The organism is Variovorax sp. (assembly GCF_035634955.1).
In the GTDB taxonomy this organism is placed as follows: domain Bacteria; phylum Pseudomonadota; class Gammaproteobacteria; order Burkholderiales; family Burkholderiaceae_C; genus Variovorax.
Genome location: NZ_DASQBZ010000033.1, coordinates 173,463 through 193,696, shown reverse-complemented (window position 1 = coordinate 193,696; position 20,234 = coordinate 173,463). Strand labels below are relative to the sequence as shown.

17 protein-coding genes and 1 tRNA gene are annotated in these 20,234 nt (G+C 68.2%); 10 read left to right on the top strand and 8 right to left on the bottom strand.

What is annotated here, in order from left to right; all coding sequences use genetic code 11:
* Positions 1-38: 38 nt before the first annotated feature.
* The 4 genes from VES41_RS23575 to mfd form a co-directional block, all read right to left on the bottom strand.
* Positions 39-1,607, bottom strand: a complete 1,569-nt coding sequence (locus tag VES41_RS23575; RefSeq protein ID WP_324822575.1) for an ABC transporter substrate-binding protein — start codon at positions 1,605-1,607, stop codon at positions 39-41.
* Positions 1,608-1,781: 174 nt separating this feature from the next.
* Positions 1,782-2,516, bottom strand: coding sequence for a phosphoserine phosphatase SerB (gene serB / locus VES41_RS23570; RefSeq protein ID WP_324822167.1), 735 nt, complete (start codon positions 2,514-2,516; stop codon positions 1,782-1,784).
* A 126-nt stretch (positions 2,517-2,642) separates the two neighbouring features.
* A complete protein-coding gene (locus VES41_RS23565) occupies positions 2,643-3,728 on the bottom strand; it encodes an OmpA family protein (protein WP_324822164.1) in 1,086 nt (361 codons plus the stop codon).
* 172 nt (positions 3,729-3,900) lie between these two features.
* Entirely contained in the window at positions 3,901-7,395 is a 3,495-nt protein-coding gene (mfd, locus tag VES41_RS23560; RefSeq protein WP_324822161.1) for a transcription-repair coupling factor, read from the bottom strand.
* A gap of 92 nt (positions 7,396-7,487) precedes the next feature.
* Between mfd and ispD the strand changes: the two genes are divergently transcribed.
* A complete protein-coding gene (gene ispD / locus VES41_RS23555) occupies positions 7,488-8,207 on the top strand; it encodes a 2-C-methyl-D-erythritol 4-phosphate cytidylyltransferase (protein WP_324822157.1) in 720 nt (239 codons plus the stop codon).
* A 5-nt stretch (positions 8,208-8,212) separates the two neighbouring features.
* A complete protein-coding gene (ispF, locus tag VES41_RS23550; protein WP_324822572.1) occupies positions 8,213-8,689 on the top strand; it encodes a 2-C-methyl-D-erythritol 2,4-cyclodiphosphate synthase in 477 nt (158 codons plus the stop codon).
* A 45-nt stretch (positions 8,690-8,734) separates the two neighbouring features.
* On the opposite strand, the gene VES41_RS23545 is transcribed toward ispF, so the two are convergent.
* Together VES41_RS23545 and ompR are read right to left on the bottom strand one after the other, a co-directional pair.
* A complete protein-coding gene (locus VES41_RS23545) occupies positions 8,735-10,216 on the bottom strand; it encodes a sensor histidine kinase (RefSeq protein ID WP_324822153.1) in 1,482 nt (493 codons plus the stop codon).
* Between the two features lie 46 nt (positions 10,217-10,262).
* The gene (gene ompR / locus VES41_RS23540; RefSeq protein WP_324822150.1) at positions 10,263-10,994 is read right to left on the bottom strand and encodes a two-component system response regulator OmpR; all 732 of its coding nucleotides are present in this window, start codon (positions 10,992-10,994) and stop codon (positions 10,263-10,265) included.
* A 183-nt stretch (positions 10,995-11,177) separates the two neighbouring features.
* Between ompR and VES41_RS23535 the strand changes: the two genes are divergently transcribed.
* Both VES41_RS23535 and VES41_RS23530 read left to right on the top strand, forming a co-directional pair.
* Entirely contained in the window at positions 11,178-11,495 is a 318-nt protein-coding gene (locus tag VES41_RS23535; RefSeq protein ID WP_324822147.1) for a hypothetical protein, read from the top strand.
* Positions 11,496-11,582: 87 nt separating this feature from the next.
* Positions 11,583-12,272 carry an SIMPL domain-containing protein gene (locus tag VES41_RS23530; protein WP_324822144.1) on the top strand — a complete coding sequence of 230 codons (690 nt, stop codon included), beginning with the start codon at positions 11,583-11,585 and terminating at the stop codon, positions 12,270-12,272.
* Positions 12,273-12,335: 63 nt separating this feature from the next.
* On the opposite strand, the gene VES41_RS23525 is transcribed toward VES41_RS23530, so the two are convergent.
* Entirely contained in the window at positions 12,336-13,106 is a 771-nt protein-coding gene (locus tag VES41_RS23525; RefSeq protein ID WP_324822140.1) for a 3-hydroxybutyrate dehydrogenase, read from the bottom strand.
* 69 nt (positions 13,107-13,175) lie between these two features.
* Here VES41_RS23525 and VES41_RS23520 point away from each other — a divergent pair, with 69 nt between their 5' ends.
* The 6 genes from VES41_RS23520 (at position 13,176) to rimO (ending at position 19,169) form a co-directional block, all read left to right on the top strand.
* Positions 13,176-14,123, top strand: coding sequence for an alpha/beta hydrolase (locus tag VES41_RS23520; protein WP_324822137.1), 948 nt, complete (start codon positions 13,176-13,178; stop codon positions 14,121-14,123).
* 64 nt (positions 14,124-14,187) lie between these two features.
* A complete protein-coding gene (locus VES41_RS23515) occupies positions 14,188-16,371 on the top strand; it encodes a bifunctional (p)ppGpp synthetase/guanosine-3',5'-bis(diphosphate) 3'-pyrophosphohydrolase (RefSeq protein ID WP_324822134.1) in 2,184 nt (727 codons plus the stop codon).
* A gap of 59 nt (positions 16,372-16,430) precedes the next feature.
* Positions 16,431-16,507: transfer RNA gene (locus tag VES41_RS23510), tRNA-Val, on the top strand.
* Positions 16,508-16,674: 167 nt separating this feature from the next.
* Positions 16,675-17,049, top strand: coding sequence for a hypothetical protein (locus VES41_RS23505; protein ID WP_324822131.1), 375 nt, complete (start codon positions 16,675-16,677; stop codon positions 17,047-17,049).
* Positions 17,050-17,148: 99 nt separating this feature from the next.
* Positions 17,149-17,685, top strand: a complete 537-nt coding sequence (phaR, locus tag VES41_RS23500; protein ID WP_324822129.1) for a polyhydroxyalkanoate synthesis repressor PhaR — start codon at positions 17,149-17,151, stop codon at positions 17,683-17,685.
* An 89-nt stretch (positions 17,686-17,774) separates the two neighbouring features.
* Positions 17,775-19,169, top strand: a complete 1,395-nt coding sequence (rimO, locus tag VES41_RS23495; protein ID WP_324822125.1) for a 30S ribosomal protein S12 methylthiotransferase RimO — start codon at positions 17,775-17,777, stop codon at positions 19,167-19,169.
* 21 nt (positions 19,170-19,190) lie between these two features.
* Here the strand turns inward: rimO and VES41_RS23490 are convergent, their stop codons facing one another.
* Positions 19,191-20,210 carry a TRAP transporter substrate-binding protein gene (locus VES41_RS23490; protein WP_324822123.1) on the bottom strand — a complete coding sequence of 340 codons (1,020 nt, stop codon included), beginning with the start codon at positions 20,208-20,210 and terminating at the stop codon, positions 19,191-19,193.
* Between the last annotated feature and the right edge of the window lie 24 nt (positions 20,211-20,234).

The following is a 20,234-nucleotide window of genomic DNA, read 5'->3' as shown; positions in this document are numbered from 1 at the left end:
GGCTGCGCCGGGACGGCGCTTGGACCCGCCGGTCCTTCCTACTTGGCGACCGTCACGTACTGGACCAGGGTTTCCTGGTCGGCCCGGGCATCGAACTTCAGGCCCTTCTTCATGGCCCAGACCGAATGCTCGAAGTGGATCGGCAGCATGGCGTAGTCGGCCATCGCGACCTCGCTGGCCTGGGCCAGCAGGGCGCCGCGCTGCTTGTCGTCCATGGTGGTGCCGGCCTTCTGCACGAGTTCGTCCATCGCCTTGTTCGAGTAGCGGCTCATGTTTGTGGTGCCGACACCCTTTTCCTTGTCCGGCGTGACCAGCAGCGAGTTGAGCGTGTTCGACATCTCGCCCGTGGCCGTTGCCCAGCCGGCCAGGTAGGCGCTGTAGGCATAGTCGTTGCGGTTCTTGAAGAACACCGGCGGGGCGGCGGCGTCCACCGTGGTCTTGATGCCCACACGTGTCCACATCGAGGCCAGCGTCTGGGCAATCTTGGTGTCGTTGATGTACCGGCCATTGGGCGTGCCCAGCGTCAGCGAGAAGCCGTTGGGGTAGCCGGCCTGCTTGAGCAGTTCCTTGGCCTTGTTGACGTCAGGCTTGTCCGCGTGGGTCAGCTTCGCGCTCGCGCCGAGCATCGGGTAGGGCAGCAGTTGCGCCGCGGGCGTGGCCACGCCGCCCATGATGCGGTCCACCAGGGCCTTGCGGTCGATGGCCAGCGACATGGCCTCTCGCACGCGCTTGTCCAGCAGCGGATTCTTGCCGTTCGCGTCGGGGATGCCCGGCGTCTTGTCGCCGTGCTGGTCGAGCGCCACGTAGATGATGCGCACCGAGGCCTTGGAGATGACGTTGAGCTTGGGGTCCTTCTTCAGGCGCTCGAGGTCGTCGGTGGGCGGGTCCTCGATCAGGTCGACGTCGCCGGACAGGAGCGAGGCCACGCGCGCGGCCGGGTTGCCGATCGGCCGGTAGATGACCTTGTCGAAATCCGGCTTGGGGCCCCAGTAGTTGGGATTGCGCTCGAACACGATCTCGGCGCCGCGCTTCCAGCTGACGAACTTGTAGGGGCCGGTGCCGACCATGCCGTCGCCACCGTTGAGCTCGGTGGTGGTCTTGCCCTCCGGCGCCGGGCCGGCCGCGGCCTTCGACGACATGATGGGCAGGCTGCCCATGTTGTTGGGCAGCAGCGGGTAGGGCTCGTTGGTGGTGATCTTCACCGTCAGCGGATCCGGCGCCTCGACCTTCACGATGTGCTGCAGGTACAGCTTGAAGGAGGATGGGCTGTTGGGCACCTTGGGTACCCGGTCGAAGCTGAAGATGACGTCCTGCGCGGTAAAGGGAGAGCCGTCGGAGAACTTCACGTTGGGGCGCAACTTGAACGTCCAGGTCGTGCCGTCGGCCTTCCATTCGGTGGCCAGGCATGGCTTGAGCGCCAGGTCGGCGGTGGGGCACACCAGCGGGTCGAACAGCGACTGCGACAACTGGATGTTCGGCGTCAGTGCGTGGTATTGCGGGTCCATGGAGCTGGGCTCGGTCTTGAGCCCCACCACCAGGTCGCGCGCCATCGCGGTGCCGGCAAGGGCCAGCAGCACGGCGGCGCCCAGGACATGGCGGACATCCATTGGCGCCAGGCGCGCGGAAGTTCTAGCTACGGTCATGGTCTGCGGTCTTCCAACAGGTTCAGGACAAGCGGGCCACTGTGCCACGAGGCGCAGGACCTGCGTCCAAAGGAAAACCATGAGCGCAGCAAGGCGCATGCCAACGGTCAGCGGCGGTCTGCCGCGCCGCGCGGTGGATCAGCCGGCGTCGGGCTGCAGGACGTCGAGCAGGCGGTCGAGCCCGCCTTCGTTGATGGCCACCATGGCGCGCTCGCGGACCTTCGGCTTGGCATGGAAGGCAACCGACAGGCCGGCCTCGCCCATCATCGGCAGGTCGTTGGCGCCGTCGCCCACGGCGATCGTCTCGCCCGGCGCGATGCCCAGCAGCGAGGCCACTTCCAGCAGCGTTCGGCGCTTCTCGGCGCCGTCGCAGATGTCGCCCCAGCTTTGCGGCGCCACGCGGCCGGTGAGGCGGCCGTCGGCCTCGTCGAGCAGGTTGGACCGCACGAAGTCGATGCCCAGGCGGTCACGCACACGGTTGGCGAAGAACGTGAAGCCGCCGGACACCAGCAGCACCTTCAGGCCTGCGGCCTTGCAGGCGGCCACCAGGCGCTCGGCGCCCGGATTGAGCCGCAGGCGTTCGTCGTACACCCGCTGCAGCGCGGACACCGGAACGCCGTCGAGCAGCGCCACGCGACGGCGCAGGCTTTCCTTGAAGTCGGCGATCTCGCCGCGCATGGTGGCCTCGGTGATGGCGGCCACCTCGGCCTTCTTGCCGGCCGCGTCGGCGATCTCGTCGATACATTCGATGTTGATCAGCGTCGAATCCATGTCGAAGGCGATCAGCCGGTAGCTCGACAGGCGCAGCGGCGGCGCGAACTGCTGCACGACCAGGCCTGGCGCGTACTCGGTGGCGGGGAGGGTGTTGCTCATGCGGGGATGCTTTCTGACCAGGCAGCGATTATCCCGGCACTTGCGCCGGCAGGAAAAAGGCGGCCCGAAGCCGCCTTGTTCTGGTTGGCCGGGCGCGCGATGGCGCCCGACCCTTGGCTGCGCCGACTAGCGCCCGGTCTTCTGGCCCGTCACGCGGACCTCGACGCGCCGGTTCGGCTGCAGGCATTCGATCAGTGCCCTGCGGCCGCGCGCACCCTGCGCCCGGCACTCGGACTCGGTGACCTTCAGGTCGCTCTCGCCTCGTCCTTCGGTCCGGATGAGTCCGGCCGGAACGCCGCGGCCGACCAGCGCGTTGCGCACCGCGTTGGCCCGCGCCGTCGACAGGCGCTGGTTGTACAGCGTGCTGCCCAGCGGATCGGTGTAACCGACGATGGAAATCGACTGCACCTTGCCACCGGTGGCCCCGATCTGCCTGAGCATGTCGTCGATACGGCTGCGGCCCATGCTGGTGAGCACCGCCTTGTCGAACTCGAAGGTGCCGTCGGCCGAGATATCGAACGTGCGCGGCGGCGCGGGCGGGGGTGGCGGTGGCGGCGGCGCCGGGGGGGCGGGCGGACGCGGCGGCGGGGCCACGGTCGGTGCCGGGCCGAACGGGATCTGCAGGCCGACCGAGAACTGCCATTCGTCCAGTTGACCCTGGTTCGTCACGAACCCGCGCTTGTTGTCGTTGTAGCGGTAGCGCGCGTCCGCCGTCAGGCGGCCCCACGAGGCGAACGGCCAGACGACGCCGAGGCCGGCGTTGGCGATGAAGCTCGTGTTGTCGGCCTCGAGCCCGTTCCAGGTGTACTTGTCGTTCATGGCACCGATGCCACCGACGAGGTACGGCTGGATGCTGCCGATCTGCCAGGCATCGATGCCCTTGCGGCCGAGGAAGAACCACTGCGCATCGAGCGTTGCGCTCCAGTTCTTGAACTTTCCGTCGCCGCCGGCCGACAGCCAGTTCGACTCGATCTCCTCGTACTGCGTCCGCAGCTCGATGTTCCAGTACGGGCTGATCGCCTTGCCGATGGCGAAGCCGCCGCCCCAGCCCTTGTCGTCGATGGTGACGCGGGCGCTGTCAGGGTTGATGAAGGTGCCGAATGGCGTGATGTACCAGCGGTTGTCGAAATACTGGTCCGAGACTTGGGACTGCGCGAGGCAGGTGAACGGCGCGGCGAGCGCGCACGCCGCAAGGAATCGCTTGTTGACCATGAATGGTTTTCTCTTCTCCGAGTTTCTGAAGAACGCCTCCCTAAAGGCGATGAACTCTCGAAGATAGATGCAGCCATGGGCGCTCCATGCCGCATTCGCAAGCGGATGTTTCCCTCTACAGAGGTAACAGAGATTTCCTATTGCAGTTTTGCTTCGTTGAACGCGCCTGGGCCTACACCTGTGCGGATGCCGGTTGCGCCGTCGTCGGCTGTCCCAGGCTGCGCAGCACGTCGCGCACCATCTGGGCCCGGTCCTTCGGCTCCTTGAGTTCGCGTTCGATGCGCAGCTTCTCGTTGCCCGCCAGCTTGATGTGCCGGTTCTTCTGGATCAGGCCGATGATGGCCATCGGGTCGACCGGCGGGTCCTTCTTGAACGTGATGTTGATCACGCCAGGCGCGGCATCGACCTTGGTCACGCCGTACGGCCGCGCCAGCACGCGCAGGCGGTGCACGTCGATCAGCGTCTGCGCCTGGGGCGGCAGCTTGCCGAACCGGTCGACGATCTCCTCGAGCAGCGCATCGATCTGCGTCGGTGTCTTGGCGGTGGCCAGCTTCTTGTAGAAGGACAGGCGCAGGTGCACGTCGCCGCAGTAGTCGTCCGGCAGCAGCGCCGGCGCGTGCAGGTTGATCTCGGTGGTGGCCGACAGCGGCGACAGCAGGTCCGGCTCCTGGCCGGCCTTGAGCGAGCGCACCGCCTCGGACAGCATCTCGTTGTAGAGCTGGAAGCCGATCTCCATCATGTTGCCGCTCTGGTTCTCGCCCAGCACTTCGCCGGTGCCGCGGATCTCGAGGTCGTGCATGGCCAGGTAGAAGCCCGAGCCGAGTTCCTCCATCTGCTGGATGGCCTCCAGGCGCTGCGTGGCCTGCTTGGTCAGCCCCTCGAGGTCGGGAACCATCAGGTAGGCATAGGCCTGGTGATGGCTGCGGCCCACGCGCCCGCGCAACTGGTGCAGCTGCGCCAGGCCGAACTTGTCGGCGCGGCTCATGACGATGGTGTTGGCGCTGGGCACGTCGATGCCGGTCTCGATGATGGTCGAACACAGCAGGACGTTGAAGCGCTGGGCCACGAAGTCGCGCATCACCCGCTCGAGTTCGCGTTCGGGCATCTGGCCGTGGGCCACGGCGATGCGCGCCTCGGGCAGCAGCTCCTCCAGCTTGGCGCGCCGGTTCTCGATGGTCTCGACCTCGTTGTGCAGGAAGTAGACCTGGCCGCCGCGCTTGAGTTCGCGCAGCACCGCCTCGCGGATCACGCCGTTGTTCTCGCTTCGCACGAAGGTCTTGATGGCCAGGCGCCGCTGCGGCGCGGTGGCGATGACCGACAGGTCGCGCAGGCCTTCGAGCGCCATGCCGAGCGTGCGCGGAATCGGGGTGGCGGTGAGCGTGAGCACGTCGACCTCGGCGCGCATGGCCTTCATGGCCTCCTTGTGGCGCACGCCGAAGCGGTGCTCTTCGTCGATGATGAGCAGGCCCAGGTTCTTGAACCTGACGCTTTCGCTGAGCAGCTTGTGCGTGCCCACGACGATGTCGACCGAGCCGTCGGCCAGCCCCTTGGCGGCCGCGGTGATCTCCTTGGTCGAGCGGAAGCGGCTCATCTCGGCGACCTTCACCGGCCACTTGGCGAAGCGGTCGACCAGCGTCTGGTAGTGCTGCTCGGCCAGCAAGGTGGTGGGCGCCAGGAAGGCCACCTGCTTGCCGCCGGTCACGGCGACGAATGCAGCGCGCAACGCGACCTCGGTCTTGCCGAAGCCGACGTCTCCGCACACCAGCCGGTCCATCGGGCGCGGGGAGATCATGTCCTGGATGACGGCGTGGATGGCCGCCTGCTGGTCGGCGGTTTCCTGGAAGCCGAAGTCGTTGGCGAAGGTCTCGTAGTCCTGCGCCGAGAAGCGGAACGCAAAGCCTTCGCGTGCGGCACGGCGCGCATAGATGTTCAGCAGCTCGGCGGCGGTGTCGCGCACCTGCTCGGCCGCCTTGCGCTTGGCCTTTTCCCATTGCCCGGAGCCGAGCTTGTGCAGGGGCGCCTCTTCGGCCGATACCCCGGTGTAGCGGCTGATCAGGTGCAGCTGGCTGACGGGTACGTAGAGCGTGGCCTTGTCGGCATATTCCAGGTGCAGGAACTCCTGCAGCAGCGGCTTGCCCTCGGCGTCCACGCCCTGGCCCAGGTCCATGTTGACCAGCCCGCGATAGCGCCCGATGCCGTGAGCGTTGTGGACCACCGGATCGCCGACCTTGAGCTCGGACAGGTCCTTGATCAGCGCCTCGACGTCGCTGACCTGCTCCTGCCGCCGGTGCCGCCGCCGCGCGCCCGGCGCCGCCGCGAACAGCTCGGTCTCGGTGACGAAGTCGATTGCCTCCTCGCGCCAGGCGAAGCCCGCGGCCAGCGCGGCTGTGGCGATGCCGATCTTCTCGTCGCCCTCGGCCTGGAACTCGGCCAGGCTGTCGAAGGCCGGAGGCTGCAAGCCACTGGCGCGCAGGAAGTCCAGCAGGCTTTCGCGCCGGCCATCGCTCTCGGCGATCACCAGCAGCCTGTGGCCGCTGCCCGCGAGATGCGCCTTCAGGCGGACCAGGGGGTCTTCGGCGCCGCGTACCACCGACAGGTCGGGCAGGCGGTCGAACTCGTCGTAGGCGGGCGTGCCGTCCTTCTCGGCGCCGGCGCGGATCGCCAACTGCGCATGCGCCTTGGCACGCACGTGGAATTGCTCGGCGGTGAGGAACAGCGCCTCGGGCGGAAGGGCGGGGCGCTCGGGGTCGCCCCGCACCAGGCGGTAGCGCTCGCCAGTGTCCTGCCAGAAGTGGCTGAAGGCGCCTTCGAGCTCGCCGTGCAGCACCACCGTAGCGGTCTCGCCCAGGTAGTCGAACACGGTCGCGGTCTCCTCGAAGAACAGCGGCAGGTAATACTCGATGCCGGCCGTGGCCACGCCGTTGCCGATGTCCTTGTAGATGCGGCTGCGGGTCGGGTCGCCTTCCATCAGCTCGCGCCAGCGGCTGCGAAAGCGCGCGCGGGCGTCCTCGTCCATCGGGAACTCGCGCCCGGGCAGCAGCCGCACTTCCGGCACCGGGTAGAGGCTGCGCTGCGTGTCGGGGTCGAACGTTCGGATGGAATCGATCTCGTCATCGAACAGGTCGACCCGCAGCGGCATTGCCGAGCCCATGGGGAACAGGTCGATCAGGCCGCCACGCACCGCGTATTCCCCGGGGCTGACCACCTGCGTGACATGGCTGTAGCCCGCCAGCGTGAGCTGGCTGCGCAGCTTGGCCTCGTCGAGCTGCTGGCCGGTCTTGAAATGGAAGGTGTAGCCGCCCAGGAAGGCCGGCGGCGCGAGCCGGTACAACGCAGTGGTCGCGGGCACCAGCACCAGGTCCGCCTCGTGCTGGCGGATGCGCCACAGCGTGGCCAGCCGCTCGCTGATCAGGTCCTGGTGCGGCGAGAAGCTGTCGTAGGGCAGCGTCTCCCAGTCGGGGAAGAGCGCGCAGCGCAATTCGGGAGCGAAGAAGCGCACTTCCTCGATCAGGCGCTGCGCGTCGTTGGCGTCGGCGGTGAAGACGGCGGTCGCACGCCCGGCGGCCTTCTCGCGCGCGGCCAGCCGCGCCAGGAGAAGGGCGTCGGCGGACAACGGCGGCCGCGGCAGGGTGAAACGCTTGCCGGCTGCGAGTGAGGGGAGTTCCATGAGGGTGTCCAGACAAAGCAGAACACCCCGCGCCGTCCGGTGCGGGGTGTGCAACGGCGCAATTTTAGAATGCAGCCAACTCAGACGCACTCATGCACGCCGCATCACCTCAACACCTGCACGTTCTCATCCCCTGCGCCGGCAGCGGCCATCGCGCCGGCGCGGGCGGTCCGAAGCAATACCGCCGGCTGGGCGGGCGCCCGCTGGTCGCCCACACGCTCGAGGCATTCCGCGCCGTGTCGGATCGCCTGGCCACCCTGGCCCTGGTGGTGGCGCCCGACGACGACGAGGTGGCGGCGGCGCTGCCGGCCTTTCCTCGCGAGCCGAACGAGCGCCTGCTGCAGGTCGGCGGCAGCACCCGTGCCGCCACCGTGCGCAACGGCCTTCAGGCACTGCGGCGCCAGGGCGCCAGGCCCAACGACTGGGTGCTGGTGCATGACGCCGCGCGCTGCCTGCTCGAGCCGTCGCAGGTCGAGGCGCTGATCGCGGCCTGCGAGCACGACGCAGTGGGCGGCCTGCTGGCGCTGCGCCTGGCGGACACGCTCAAGTCGGCCACGCCGGAGGGGCGGGTCCAGGCCACGCTCACGCGGGCCGACAAGTGGTTGGCGCAGACGCCGCAGATGTTCCGCCTGGGCATCCTGCACGATGCGCTCGACAAGGCCGGCGACGCCGTGACCGACGAGGCCGGCGCGATCGAGGCGCTCGGGCTGGCACCCCTGCTGGTGCCCGGCAGCGCACAGAACTTCAAGGTCACCTATCCGGAAGATTTCGCACTGGCCGAAGCCGTGCTGCGGGGGAGGGCGGCGACATGAAGCTCATGGACATTCGCGTCGGCGAGGGCTGGGACGTTCACCAGCTCGTTGCCGACCGTCGCCTGGTGCTGGGCGGTGTCGAGATTCCCCACAGCGCAGGACTGCTGGGCCATTCCGATGCCGATGCGCTGCTGCATGCCATCACGGACGCGCTGTTCGGCGCCGCCGGCCTGGGCGACATCGGCCGGCACTTCCCGGACACCGACGCGCAGTTCCGCGGCGCCGATTCGATGGTGCTGCTGGCCGAGGCCGCGCAGCGGGTGCGCGAGCAGGGGTGGCGCATCGGCAACGTCGACAGCACCGTCATCGCCCAGGCGCCCAAGCTGGCGCCGCACATCCCGGCCATGCGCGAGCGGATCGCGCAGGGGCTCGGGCTGGCGCCGGAGCGCGTCAACGTGAAGGCCAAGACGGCCGAGAAGCTGGGCCCGGTCGGCGAAGGCCGCGCCATGGAGGCGCGGGCCGTCGTTCTGCTCTACCGCTGACCGCGCCGGCGGTTCAGACCGTCTACCGCTGACCGCGCCGGCGGTTCAGACCGGCCGCTGCGACGGCGTGGAGCTCGCGGCCGCCGCGCCGCGCGAAGCCGCGCCCGCGCCCTGGGCGCCGGCGGCGGGGCGCACCGAGGCGGCCCGCGGCAACCTGATGTGTGCCGCCAGCCCGCGCCCGGGCGTGCTCGTCAGGGCGAACGTGCCGCCCATGCGCTCGATGTTCTTCGACACGATCGACAGGCCCAGGCCGGCGCCGGCCGCGGAGGTGCGGGCCGTGTCGCCCCGGAAGAAGGGCTTGGTCAGCTGCGACAGCATCGCCGGCGCCACGCCGGCGCCGTAGTCGCGCACCTTGATCAGCACCGCGTCGTTGTGCGCCTGCGCCTGGATGGTGACGCGGGTGACGTCGGTGCCCGGCGTCTTGCCGTAGCGCCGGGCGTTCTCCAGCAGGTTCGAGATGACGCGCACGAGCTCCACCTCGTCGGCCATCACCCGCAGGTCGGGCGGCACCTCGGCGCTGATCTTCACGTCTTCCTGGTCCTTCAGGGCGTAGCTGCAGGCTTCGACCACGTCGCGCAGCTGCACCGGCTTGAACTCCACGTGGTCGGGCCGGGCATAGTCCAGGAACTTGTCGATGATGGCGTCGAGCTGCGCGATGTCGGCGGCCATGTGGGCGCGGGCGTCCTCGTCGGCCACGCTCATCTCCGTCTCCAGCCGCAGGCGCGCCAGCGGCGTGCGCAGGTCGTGCGAGATGCCGGCCAGCATGACGGCGCGGTCCTGCTCGATCTTTGCCAACTGGTCGGCCATGCGGTTGAAGCCGATGTTCACTGCGCGGATCTCGGTAGTGCGCGCCCCTTCGTCCAGCCGCTGCACCTCGTACTCGCCTTCGCGCAGCTGCCGCGCCGCACGCGACAGCTGGCTCAGGGGGCGGTTGATGAAGCTGGTGATGAGCGCCGCGCCCGTGAGCGACAGGCCCATGGCAGTGACCAGCCAGACCAGCCAGGTGCGCCCGCCGACGCGCGTGAAGCGCGCCGGATCGAGCAGCAGCCAGTAGTTGTCGCTCTCGATGGCGAACCCGACCCACAGGCCGGCCTCGTCATTGACGCTGCTGGCCACCAGCGTGCCGCGCCCGAGGCGGGCGATGAGTTCCTCGGTCACCCGCACGTCGAGCGCGCCGCTGGTGTAGGGCACGAAGCGGTCGGTCGGCTCGTGCGGCACGATGCGCACGCCTTCCTGGTCCGCCAGCGTCTTGATCAGCGAGACGCGGGTGATCGCGTCCGAGTACACCAGCGCGGCGCGCGTGAGGTTGACCAGCGACGCGATCTGGTGCGCGGTCTGGATGGTGCGCGGCTCGTATTCGAGCTGGCGGAAAGTCTGGAGCCAGGCGACGGTGCTGCCGATGAGCAGCAGCGCCAGCATGAAGAAGGTGCGCCAGAACAGGCTCAGGCCGACGCGCACGCGCCGCCGTCGCGGGCCTGAGGCGTTGGCCAGCGGGCTGGAGACGGTGACGGCCGAGCCCTCCTCCATCAGGGGGCTGGACTGCGTCGTGGGGGGGCCGCCTGCGGCCACGGGATCAGGTCGCGCCGTCCGGCACGAACACGTAGCCCACGCCCCAGACGGTCTGGATGTAGCGGGGTGCCGCCGCGTCGGTCTCGACGAGCTTGCGCAGGCGGGAGATCTGCACGTCGAGGCTGCGGTCGAAGGGCTCGAATTCACGGCCACGGGCCAGCTGCGCCAGCTTCTCGCGCGACAGCGGCTGGCGCGGGTGGCGCACCAGGGCCTTGAGCATGGCGAATTCGCCGGTGGTGAGCGAGACCTCCTCGCCGTCCTTGCGCAGGGTGCGCGAGCCCAGATCGAAGCTGAACGGGCCGAAGGTGACCGTCTCGTTGTCGGTCGACGGCGCGCCGGGCGCCTCCATCGGGGGGCGGCGACGCAGCACGGCGTGCACGCGCGCCAGGAGTTCGCGCGGATTGAACGGCTTGCCGAGGTAGTCGTCGGCCCCGACCTCCAGGCCGACGATGCGGTCCACGTCCTCGCCCTTGGCGGTGAGCATGATGATCGGCGTGCGGTCGTTCGCCGCCCGAAGGCGCCGGCATACGGACAGGCCGTCTTCGCCGGGCATCATCAGGTCGAGCACGATGAGGTCCACCGTGTCGCGCAGCAGGATGCGGTTGAGCGCCTTGCCGTCTTCCGCGACGATGACTTCGAACCCCTCCTGCGTCAGGTACCGGCGCAGCAGGTCACGGATACGGGCGTCGTCGTCGACGATCACGATCTTGTCGGTTCGAGCAGGTGTCTGAGTCATTTCAACAACGCTGAATTTGTAACAGCGCCGATTTTGTAACGGAAGCGGCCCGGTTGACCGAGATTCCATGGTTCGCTGACACTAAGTTACAAAACTTGCGACCACATGCGCTTATGCGCTCGACCGGACACGTGAGGGTGGCAAAGTTCATGCCTTCACATCTGCACGGTCCTGTCATTCGCGATGCGTCCCGCACTGTTGTTTCCCATCTCGCTGTTGTTGCTCAACGTCCAGGCGGCCCGGGCCGCCGACTTCTCGCCCGGGTCGACGGCGGGAGCGGGCAACGTGTCGGAACGCGCGATGGCAGGTGGCCCCGGCCCCGCCGGGGGCGTGGTGCAGACGTCGGACGAGCCGGGCCACCACTTGAGCGCGTCCGAGCGCGCCAAGCTGCGCGAGCAGGTGCGCCTCCAGTGGTTGGAGCGCCGGGCACCCGCGACCGCGGGCGAGCCGGCCGCGGCGACGCCATTGGCTGATGCCGAGGGCCGCGCCTTCGCGCGCTAGGCCGTTCGCGCTTCAGGGCCCCCGGGTCGCCTTCCGGCTGCCTGTCCCGGAACTTTTTGAGGGAGAACTTTCGCTTTGAGAAACTTGATGACCACCGCCGTTGCGGGCTTCGCCGCGCTGGCTGCGAGCGCGGCCCTGGCCGGCGAGGCGGCCCCGCCGCAGAACGTCCTGCAACTTTCTGCCAACGGCAGTGTCGAGGTGCAGCAGGACATGCTGAGCATCACGCTGACCGCGCACAAGGACGGCGCCGATGCCACTGCGGTCCAGACCGAGCTCAAGCAGGCCTTGGACAGCGCGCTGGCGGCCGCCCGCAAGGATGCCCAGCCGGGCCAGCTGGACGTGCGCACCGGCAACTTCAACCTGCATCCGCGCTACACCCGCGACGGCAACATGAACGGCTGGCAGGGCGATGCCGAACTGGTGCTGGAGGGGCGCGACTTTGCGCGCGTCACTCAGGCGGCGGGCCGCATCAGCACCCTCACGGTAGGCAACATCGCCTTCGGGCTGAGCCCGGAATCGCGCCGCAAGGCCGAGGGCGAGGCACAGACGCAGGCCATCGATGCCTTCAAGTCGAAGGCCACGGAGCTGGCCAAGGGGTTCGGCTTTTCCGGCTACACGCTGCGCGAGGTGTCGGTGAACCAGGGCTCGCCCATGCCCCGCATGATGGCCATGCGTGCACCGGCGGCGGCGTCCGCATCGGCCGACGCGCCGGTCCCGGTGGAGCCGGGCAAGACGAGCGTCGTGGTCAACATCAACGGCTCGGTCCAGCTGAAGTAGCGCGGCCGGCGGTGGTCCGTCCGCGGACCGCCGCGGGTCCGGGCGGGCGCAGCCGGCCCCCGGCTACTGGGCGGTCCAGCCGCCGTCCACCTGCCAGGCGACACCGCGTACCTGGTCTGCGGCCGCGGAGCACAGGAAGACCGCCAGGCCGCCGAGCTGCTCGACCGTCGTGAACTGCAGCGAGGGCTGCTTTTCGCCCAGGAGTTCTTTCTGGGCCTGCTCGACGGAGATGTCTTCCCGGGCCGAGCGGTCGTCGATCTGCTTTTGCACCAGCGGGGTGAGCACCCAGCCAGGGCAGATGGCATTGCAGGTGACGCCGGTCGTCGCCGTCTCGAGCGCCACCGACTTGGTCATGCCGACGATGCCGTGCTTGGCCGCGACATAGGCCGACTTGCCGGCCGATGCCACAAGGCCGTGGGCCGACGCGATGTTGATCACGCGGCCCCAGTTGGCCTGCCGCATGGCCGGCAGCGCCAGGCGCGTGGTGTGGAAGGCGCTGGTCAGGTTGATCGCGATGATGGCGTCCCAGCGCTGGGGCGGAAAATCCTCGATGTTGGCCACGTGCTGGATGCCGGCGTTGTTGACCAGGACGTCGACCCGGCCGAACTTGTCGGCGGCGGACTTCATCATGTCCTCGATCTCGGCCGGCTTGCTCATGTCGGCGCCGTGGTAGTGCACCTGCACGCCCAGCGCGCGCAACTCCGCCTGCGGCGCCTCGGCGTCGCCGAAGCCGTTGACGACGATGTTGGCGCCCTGTGCGGCCAGTGCCTTTGCGATTCCCAGGCCGATACCGCTGGTGGAACCTGTGACGAGTGCTGTCTTGCCTTTGAGCATGATGAACGAACTCCGGAGATTGAATAAGATGCAACGCGACCATTATCAGCACACGCTGCCCGAGAACGCATGACAGAACCAACACTTGAATTCGTGGCGTGCGCCGACAATCAAGGCGGCCACCGCATGGCCTGGTGGGGCTGGGGCGATCCGAAGGCGCAGCACGTGGTGGTCTGCGTGCACGGGCTGACGCGCCAGGGGCGCGACTTCGACACCCTGGCACGCGCGCTGGTGGAACGGGCGCAAGGCCGAATCCGCGTCGTGTGCCCCGACATCGTGGGCCGAGGCGAGAGCGACTGGCTGCGCGACCCTCAGGGTTACCAGGTGCCTGTCTACGCAGCCGATGTGCTGGCCATGCTGGCGCAATTGCATGCCGCCCATCCGGTCGGCATGCTCGACTGGGTCGGCACCAGCATGGGAGGGCTGATCGGCATGGTGATCGCCGGAAGCCCGCAGCTGCCGTTGCCGGCGCCGGTGCGTCGGCTGGTGCTCAACGACGTCGGCCCGGCCATCAACCGCCAGGCGATCGAGCGCATCGGCGCCTACGTCGGCACCGGCGGGCGCTATGACAGCGTCGAGCAGGCGGCCGAGGCGATGTGGGCGCTGTCGACCAGTTTCGGGGAGCACACGCCCGAGCAATGGCTGGCCTTGTCGCGCCCCATGCTCGTGCCGGCGGCCTCGCGCAGCGCCGACGGGCGCGCCAAGGTGTCGGCCGGCGTTGCCGCCGGACCTTTCGTGCTGCACTACGACCCGGCCATCGGCGTGCCGCTGCGCGCGCTCACCCCTGAGGCGACCGACCAGGGCGAGGCGGTGATGTGGACGCTGTACGACGCCATCAAGGCCCGCACCTTGCTCCTCCGCGGCGCCGATTCGGACCTGCTTTCGAAGGAAACCGCGCTGGCGATGACGACGCGCGGGCCGTGCGCGCGACTGGTGGAGTTCCAGAAGGTCGGCCATGCGCCGACGCTGGTCGCGCCCGACCAGCAACGCGCCGTGGTGGAATTCCTGCTTGATTGAGATTGAGAAAGAGACGGCTTTGGCACGTTCATCGTCAAGCGCGACCGCCGCGGCCGACAGCGCCATGGCTGAAACCGCGCTGTCCGCAGCCACCGCCGAGCGTTCGCCGGTCGACAACATGCTCGCGCGCGCCCGCGCATTCGCCGCGCCGCTGATCGCCGACGAAACACTCGACACCGGCGAGAACACGCTCGCGCACGCCGACGCCGTGGCCGCCATCGTGGCGCACATGGGCGGCTCCGAGGCCATGCAGGCGGCCAGCTACCTGGTCTATTCCTGCCAGCATCTGAACCGCCCGCTGGAGGTGATCGCCAAGGTGTTCGGCGACAACTTCGCGCTGCTGGCGGTCGAGACCACCAAGCTGGTGCAGGTGCAGAAGCAGGCCCGCACGGCCACCGGCCACCTGCTCGAGGACGCCGGAACCCAGACCGAGAACGTGCGCAAGATGCTGCTGGCGTTCTCGCGCGATCTGCGCGTGGTCATGCTGCGCCTGGCCTCGCGCCTGCAGACGCTGCGCTACGCCGCCCAGATCAGGCGGCCGGTGCCGGAGAACCTCGCGCGCGAATCGCTCCAGGTGTTCGCGCCGCTGGCCAACCGGCTGGGCATCTGGCAGGTCAAGTGGGAGCTGGAAGATCTCTCGTTCCGCTTCCTCGAGCCCGAAACCTACAAGCTGATCGCCCGGCTGCTCGAGGAAAAGCGTGCCGAGCGCGAGGGCTACGTCGAGCAGTTGCGGCTGCAGCTCGAGCAGGACCTCGGGGTCGAGGGCATCCAGGCCAAGGTGCAGGGACGGCCCAAGAACATCTACAGCATCGTCAAGAAGATGCGCGGCAAGTCGCTCGACTTCGCGCAGGTCTTCGACATCACGGCGCTGCGCGTGGTGGTACCGGACGTGAAGGACTGCTACGCGGTGCTCGCCTGGGTGCATTCGCACTTCCAGCCGATCCCGGAGGAGTTCGACGACTACATCGCGCGGCCGAAGCCCAACGGCTACCAGTCGCTGCACACGGTGGTGCGCGAACTGGCCGACGACGGCACCGGCGGACGGCCGATCGAGATACAGATCCGTACCGAGCAGATGCACGAGCATGCCGAGCATGGCGTGGCCGCGCACTGGGCCTACAAGGAAGCGGGCACCAAGGGCTATGCCGGCGTGTGGGCCGGCGGCGAGTACGACGCCAAGATCGCGGTGCTGCGCCAGCTGCTGGCCTGGGAGCGCGATCTGTCCGGCGGCGAGCAGGGGCGCGGTCTGTTCGACGACCGCATCTACGTGCTCACGCCGGACGCCGCCATCGTCGAGTTGCCGCAGGGCGCCACGCCGGTGGACTTCGCCTATAGCGTGCACACCAGCCTGGGCCACCGCTGCCGCGGTGCGCGCGTCGATGGCGCCATGGTGCCCCTGAACACGCCGCTGACGAACGGCCAGACGGTCGAGGTCATCGCCGCCAAGGAAGGCGGGCCTTCGCGCGACTGGCTCAATGCCGACCTCGGGTACCTCGCCAGCCACCGTGCGCGAGCCAAGGTGCGCGCCTGGTTCAACGCGCAGATCACGCACGAGACGGTCGCGCGCGGTCGGGAGGCGGTCGAGAAGCTGCTGCAGCGCGAAGGCCGCACCGCGCTCAAGCTGGACGACCTGGCGGCGCGGCTGGGCTTCAAGACGGCCGACCAGCTGTTCGAGGTGGTCGGCAAGGACGAGTTCTCGCTGCGCAGCATCGAGAACCTGCTGCGTCCGGCCGAGCCGCCGCCGCCGGCGGACGACGGCGTGACCATCAAGAAGTCGCGCGCGTCCGACAAGTCCTCGCGCGGTGGCGTGCTGGTGGTGGGCGTCTCCTCTCTGATGACCCAGTTGGCCAAGTGCTGCCGTCCGGCGCCGCCCGATGCGATCGGCGGCTTCGTCACGCGTGGCCACGGCGTGAGCATCCATCGCATGGACTGCAGTAACTACCGGACGATGGCCGCCACCCATCCGGAGCGCGCCATCGACGTCCAATGGGGCAGCAACAAGCCCGAGGCCGGCGCTGTGTATGCGGTCGACGTGGCGGTCGAGGCCACCGACCGCCAGGGCCTGCTGCGCGACATCTCCGACGTCTTTGCACGCGAGAAGATGAACGTGATCGGCGTGCAGACGCAGTCGGTGCGCGGCACGGCCTGGATGACGTTCACCATCGAGATCGCCGACGCCACCCGCCTTGGCCAGGTGCTTGGAACGGTGCGCGCGGTCAATGGCGTGCGGTGGGCGCGTCGCCGTTGAGATGATCTGCGCGAGAGTGCAAAGTTTGCAAAAAACGATGCTATACTGCGAGGCTTCCCAGGCGCGTAGCTCAGTTGGTTAGAGCACCACCTTGACATGGTGGGGGTCGGTGGTTCGAATCCACTCGCGCCTACCAAGGCTTATTGGAAAAGGGCTCGTCTCATCGACGAGCCCTTTTTTCTTTGCTGAGCCCGGGGCACCCGAAATCGTTGGCGCTGTCTGACAACGGCCGGCATCCGCAGGCTGCTTGAAGTGCCGTCGATTGTGTTAACTTGAGTTAACTCGACTGCCCGCACGACCTCTATGCCGCTGACCGACGCGCCAGATTCCGAACCTGCCGAATCCGGGGAACAGCGTCTGGCCGCACTTTTGCGGCAGGCGCCCCTCGAGTTTGCGCGCGTCGTCTACGGCTTGAACGACCGGGCCAATGGCCGGGTCGACACGATGGCGGCAGAGGACGTGGCCCGCACCGAGCGGCACGGGGTGCCGGTGACGCGCGAGCGCGCGGAGCAACGCGCCCGCGCCTACCTGCCGATGGTTGGGCACGAGCACTGCCCCCGCTGCTGGGTGTTCAACGGCGTCAAGCACCTGCTCGAGTTTCGCCTGGCCGACGGGGAGCGCGCTGAAACCGCCCATTGCAAGGTCTGCGGCGCCGAGTACGCGTGCTCTCTGGACTGATGGAATCCCGTACAGGGAAAACCTTGGCGCAGTGCAGCAAACCCGTCCATAGAATGATCCGCGCCGTCCGGGCATCCGCGACGTCTTAAGGAGTTTTCAGTGCAGAGCAAGAAGGCCGGCCCCAAGGCGGCGCAGCGCGTCATCAAGAAGTACCCGAACCGGCGCCTCTACGACACGGAAACCTCCTCGTACATCACCCTGGCCGAGGTCAAGCGGCTGGTCATGGAGCATGTGGCCTTCGTGGTGCGCGATGCCAAGACGAGCGACGATCTCACCCGCAGCATCCTGCTGCAGATCATCCTGGAAGAGGAGGCGGGCGGCGCGCCGATGTTCAGCGAGCAGGTGCTGGCCAACATCATCCGGTTCTACGGGCAGGCCATGCAGGGCTACATGGGTCCCTACCTCGAGAAGAACATCCAGGCGATGTCCGAGATGCAGGCGCAGCTGACCGACAAGGCCGAGGAACTGACGCCCGAGACGTGGGCCCGCTTCATGTCGATGCAGTCGCCGCTGCTGCAGAACTTCTGGGGCAGCTACGCCACCCAGTCGAAGACCGCGCTGCAGCAGCTGCAGGACCAGATGCAGAAGAACACCGAGCAGATGCTGGGCGCGTTCGGCATCAAGCGGCAGCCCTGACGGTCCCGGCGCGGCGCCGGGCGGCGCCGGCCAGGGGGCATGGGGCCGCCGGCGCGCCTGCCGGGGCCACTCCTGGGACAATAGCGCCCATGAGCGAAGCCGCCACCCACGATAGACCTGCCGAAGCCACCATCCCCAAGGTGGGCTTCGTGAGCCTGGGCTGCCCCAAGGCCCTGACCGATTCCGAGCTGATCCTGACCCAGTTGAGCGCCGAGGGCTACCAGACCGCCAAGACCTTCGAGGGCGCCGATCTGGTCATCGTCAACACCTGCGGATTCATCGACGACGCCGTCAAGGAAAGCCTGGACACCATCGGCGAGGCGCTGGCGGACAACGGCCGGGTGATCGTCACCGGCTGCCTGGGCGCCAAGAGCGGCCAGGACGGCGGCAACCTGGTGCGGCAGATGCACCCGAGCGTGCTGGCCGTGACCGGGCCGCACGCCACCCAGGAGGTGATGGATGCGGTGCACGCGCACCTGCCCAAGCCGCACGACCCGTTCACCGACCTGGTGCCCCCGATGGGCATCAAGCTCACGCCCAAGCACTACGCCTATCTCAAGATCAGCGAGGGCTGCAACCACCGCTGCACCTTCTGCATCATTCCGTCGATGCGCGGCGACCTGGTCTCGCGCCCCGTGGGCGACGTGCTCAAGGAGGCGCAGGCGCTGTTCGCCGGCGGCGTGAAGGAACTGCTGGTGATCAGCCAGGACACCTCGGCCTATGGCGTGGACGTCAAGTACCGTACCGGCTTCTGGGACGGAAAGCCGGTCAAGACGCGCATGCTCGAGCTGGTGCGCACGCTCGGGGAAATCGCCGAGCCCTATGGCGCCTGGGTGCGGCTGCACTATGTCTATCCGTACCCGAGCGTGGACGAGGTCATCCCCCTGATGGCCAGCGGCCATGTGCTGCCCTACCTGGACGTGCCCTTCCAGCACAGCCACCCGGCGGTGCTGCGGCGCATGAAGCGGCCGGCCTCCGGCGAGAAGAACCTGGAACGCCTGGCGCGCTGGCGCGAGCTGTGCCCGGAACTGGTGATTCGCAGCACCTTCATCGCCGGCTTTCCCGGCGAGACGGAAGAAGAGTTCGAGCACCTGCTCGAATTCGTGCGCGAGGCGCAGATCGACCGCGCCGGCTGCTTTGCCTACAGCCCGGTCGAGGGTGCCGCCGCCAACGAAATTCCCGGCATGCTGCCCGAGGCCGAACGCGAGGCACGCCGGGCGCGGTTCATGGAAGTGGCCGAAAGCGTCTCGGCCGAGCGGCTGCGCCGTCGCATCGGCGCGACCATGCAGGTGCTGGTCGATTCGGCGCCGGCGCTGGGCCGCCGCGGCGGGGTGGGGCGCAGCTATGCCGATGCGCCCGAGATCGACGGCGTGGTGCGCCTGCTGCCGCCCGAGAAGATCAGCAAGCAGCTCAGGGTTGGCGAGTTCACCCGGGCCCGCATCGTGGCCACCGAGGGCCACGACCTGGTCGCGCTGCCGATCTGAGTCGGCCAGCGCGCCGGCGCGCTACTTGCGCATGGCCGCCAGCGCGGCCTGCGTTTCCTGCCACAGGCCGGCGCCGACCTCGTTGGCAATGGCGGTGTTCACGGGCGCGAGCTTCTCGCGCATGCGGGCCACCTCGGCGGCGGGCACTTCATTGATCTGCATGCCCTTGGCCTTGAGGTCGGCCAGCGCCTTCTCGCCTTCTTCGCGGGTGTCCTTGCGCTCGAAATCGCGGGCGGCGCGGGCGGCATCGAGCAATACCTTCTGCTCGTCCTTCGACAGGCCGTCCCACCACTTCTTGCTCGCCAGGATGATCCACGGACTGTAGACGTGGTTGGTCACGCTCAGGTACTTCTGCACCTCGTAGAACTTGCTCGACAGGATGGTGTTGTACGGGTTCTCCTGGCCGTCCACCGTCTTGGTCTCCAGGGCGCTGAACAGCTCGGAGAATGGCAGCGGCACCGCGTTGGCGCCGAGCAGCTTGAAGCTGTCGAGGTAGACGTTGTTCTGCATCACGCGCAGCTTGATGCCGCCCAGGTCCTCGGCCTTGGCCACCGGATGCTTGCTGTTGGTCAGGTTGCGAAAGCCGTTCTCCCAGTAGACCAGGCCGACGAGGCCTTTCTCCTGCAGCTTGTCCATGACCTTCTGGCCGATGGGGCCGTCGAGGATCGCGTCGGCCTCGCGGGTGTTGTTGAACAGGAAAGGGGTGTCCCAAAGGGCCATTTCCTTGGTGATGCCGACGAGCGTGGCGGTCGAGCCGACCATCATCTCCTGCGCGCCGCCGATCAGCGCCTGCTGCATCTGCGTGTCCGGGCCCAGGGCGGCGGCGCCGATGGCGCGCATCTTCATCTTTCCGCCCGAGGCCTTCTCGATCTCCTGGGCCATGAACTTGGAGGCGCGGCCCTGGTTGCTGTTCTCGTTGAGCCCGTAGCCGAAGCGGATCAGGCGCGGCTTGATGTCCTGGGCCTGGGCCTGGGCCAGCAGGGGCGCGGCGAACGCGACGGCGGCAGCGGTAGCGCACAGGGCGCGGCGGGTGAGCGACATGGAGGTCTCCTTTTGAATGAAAGC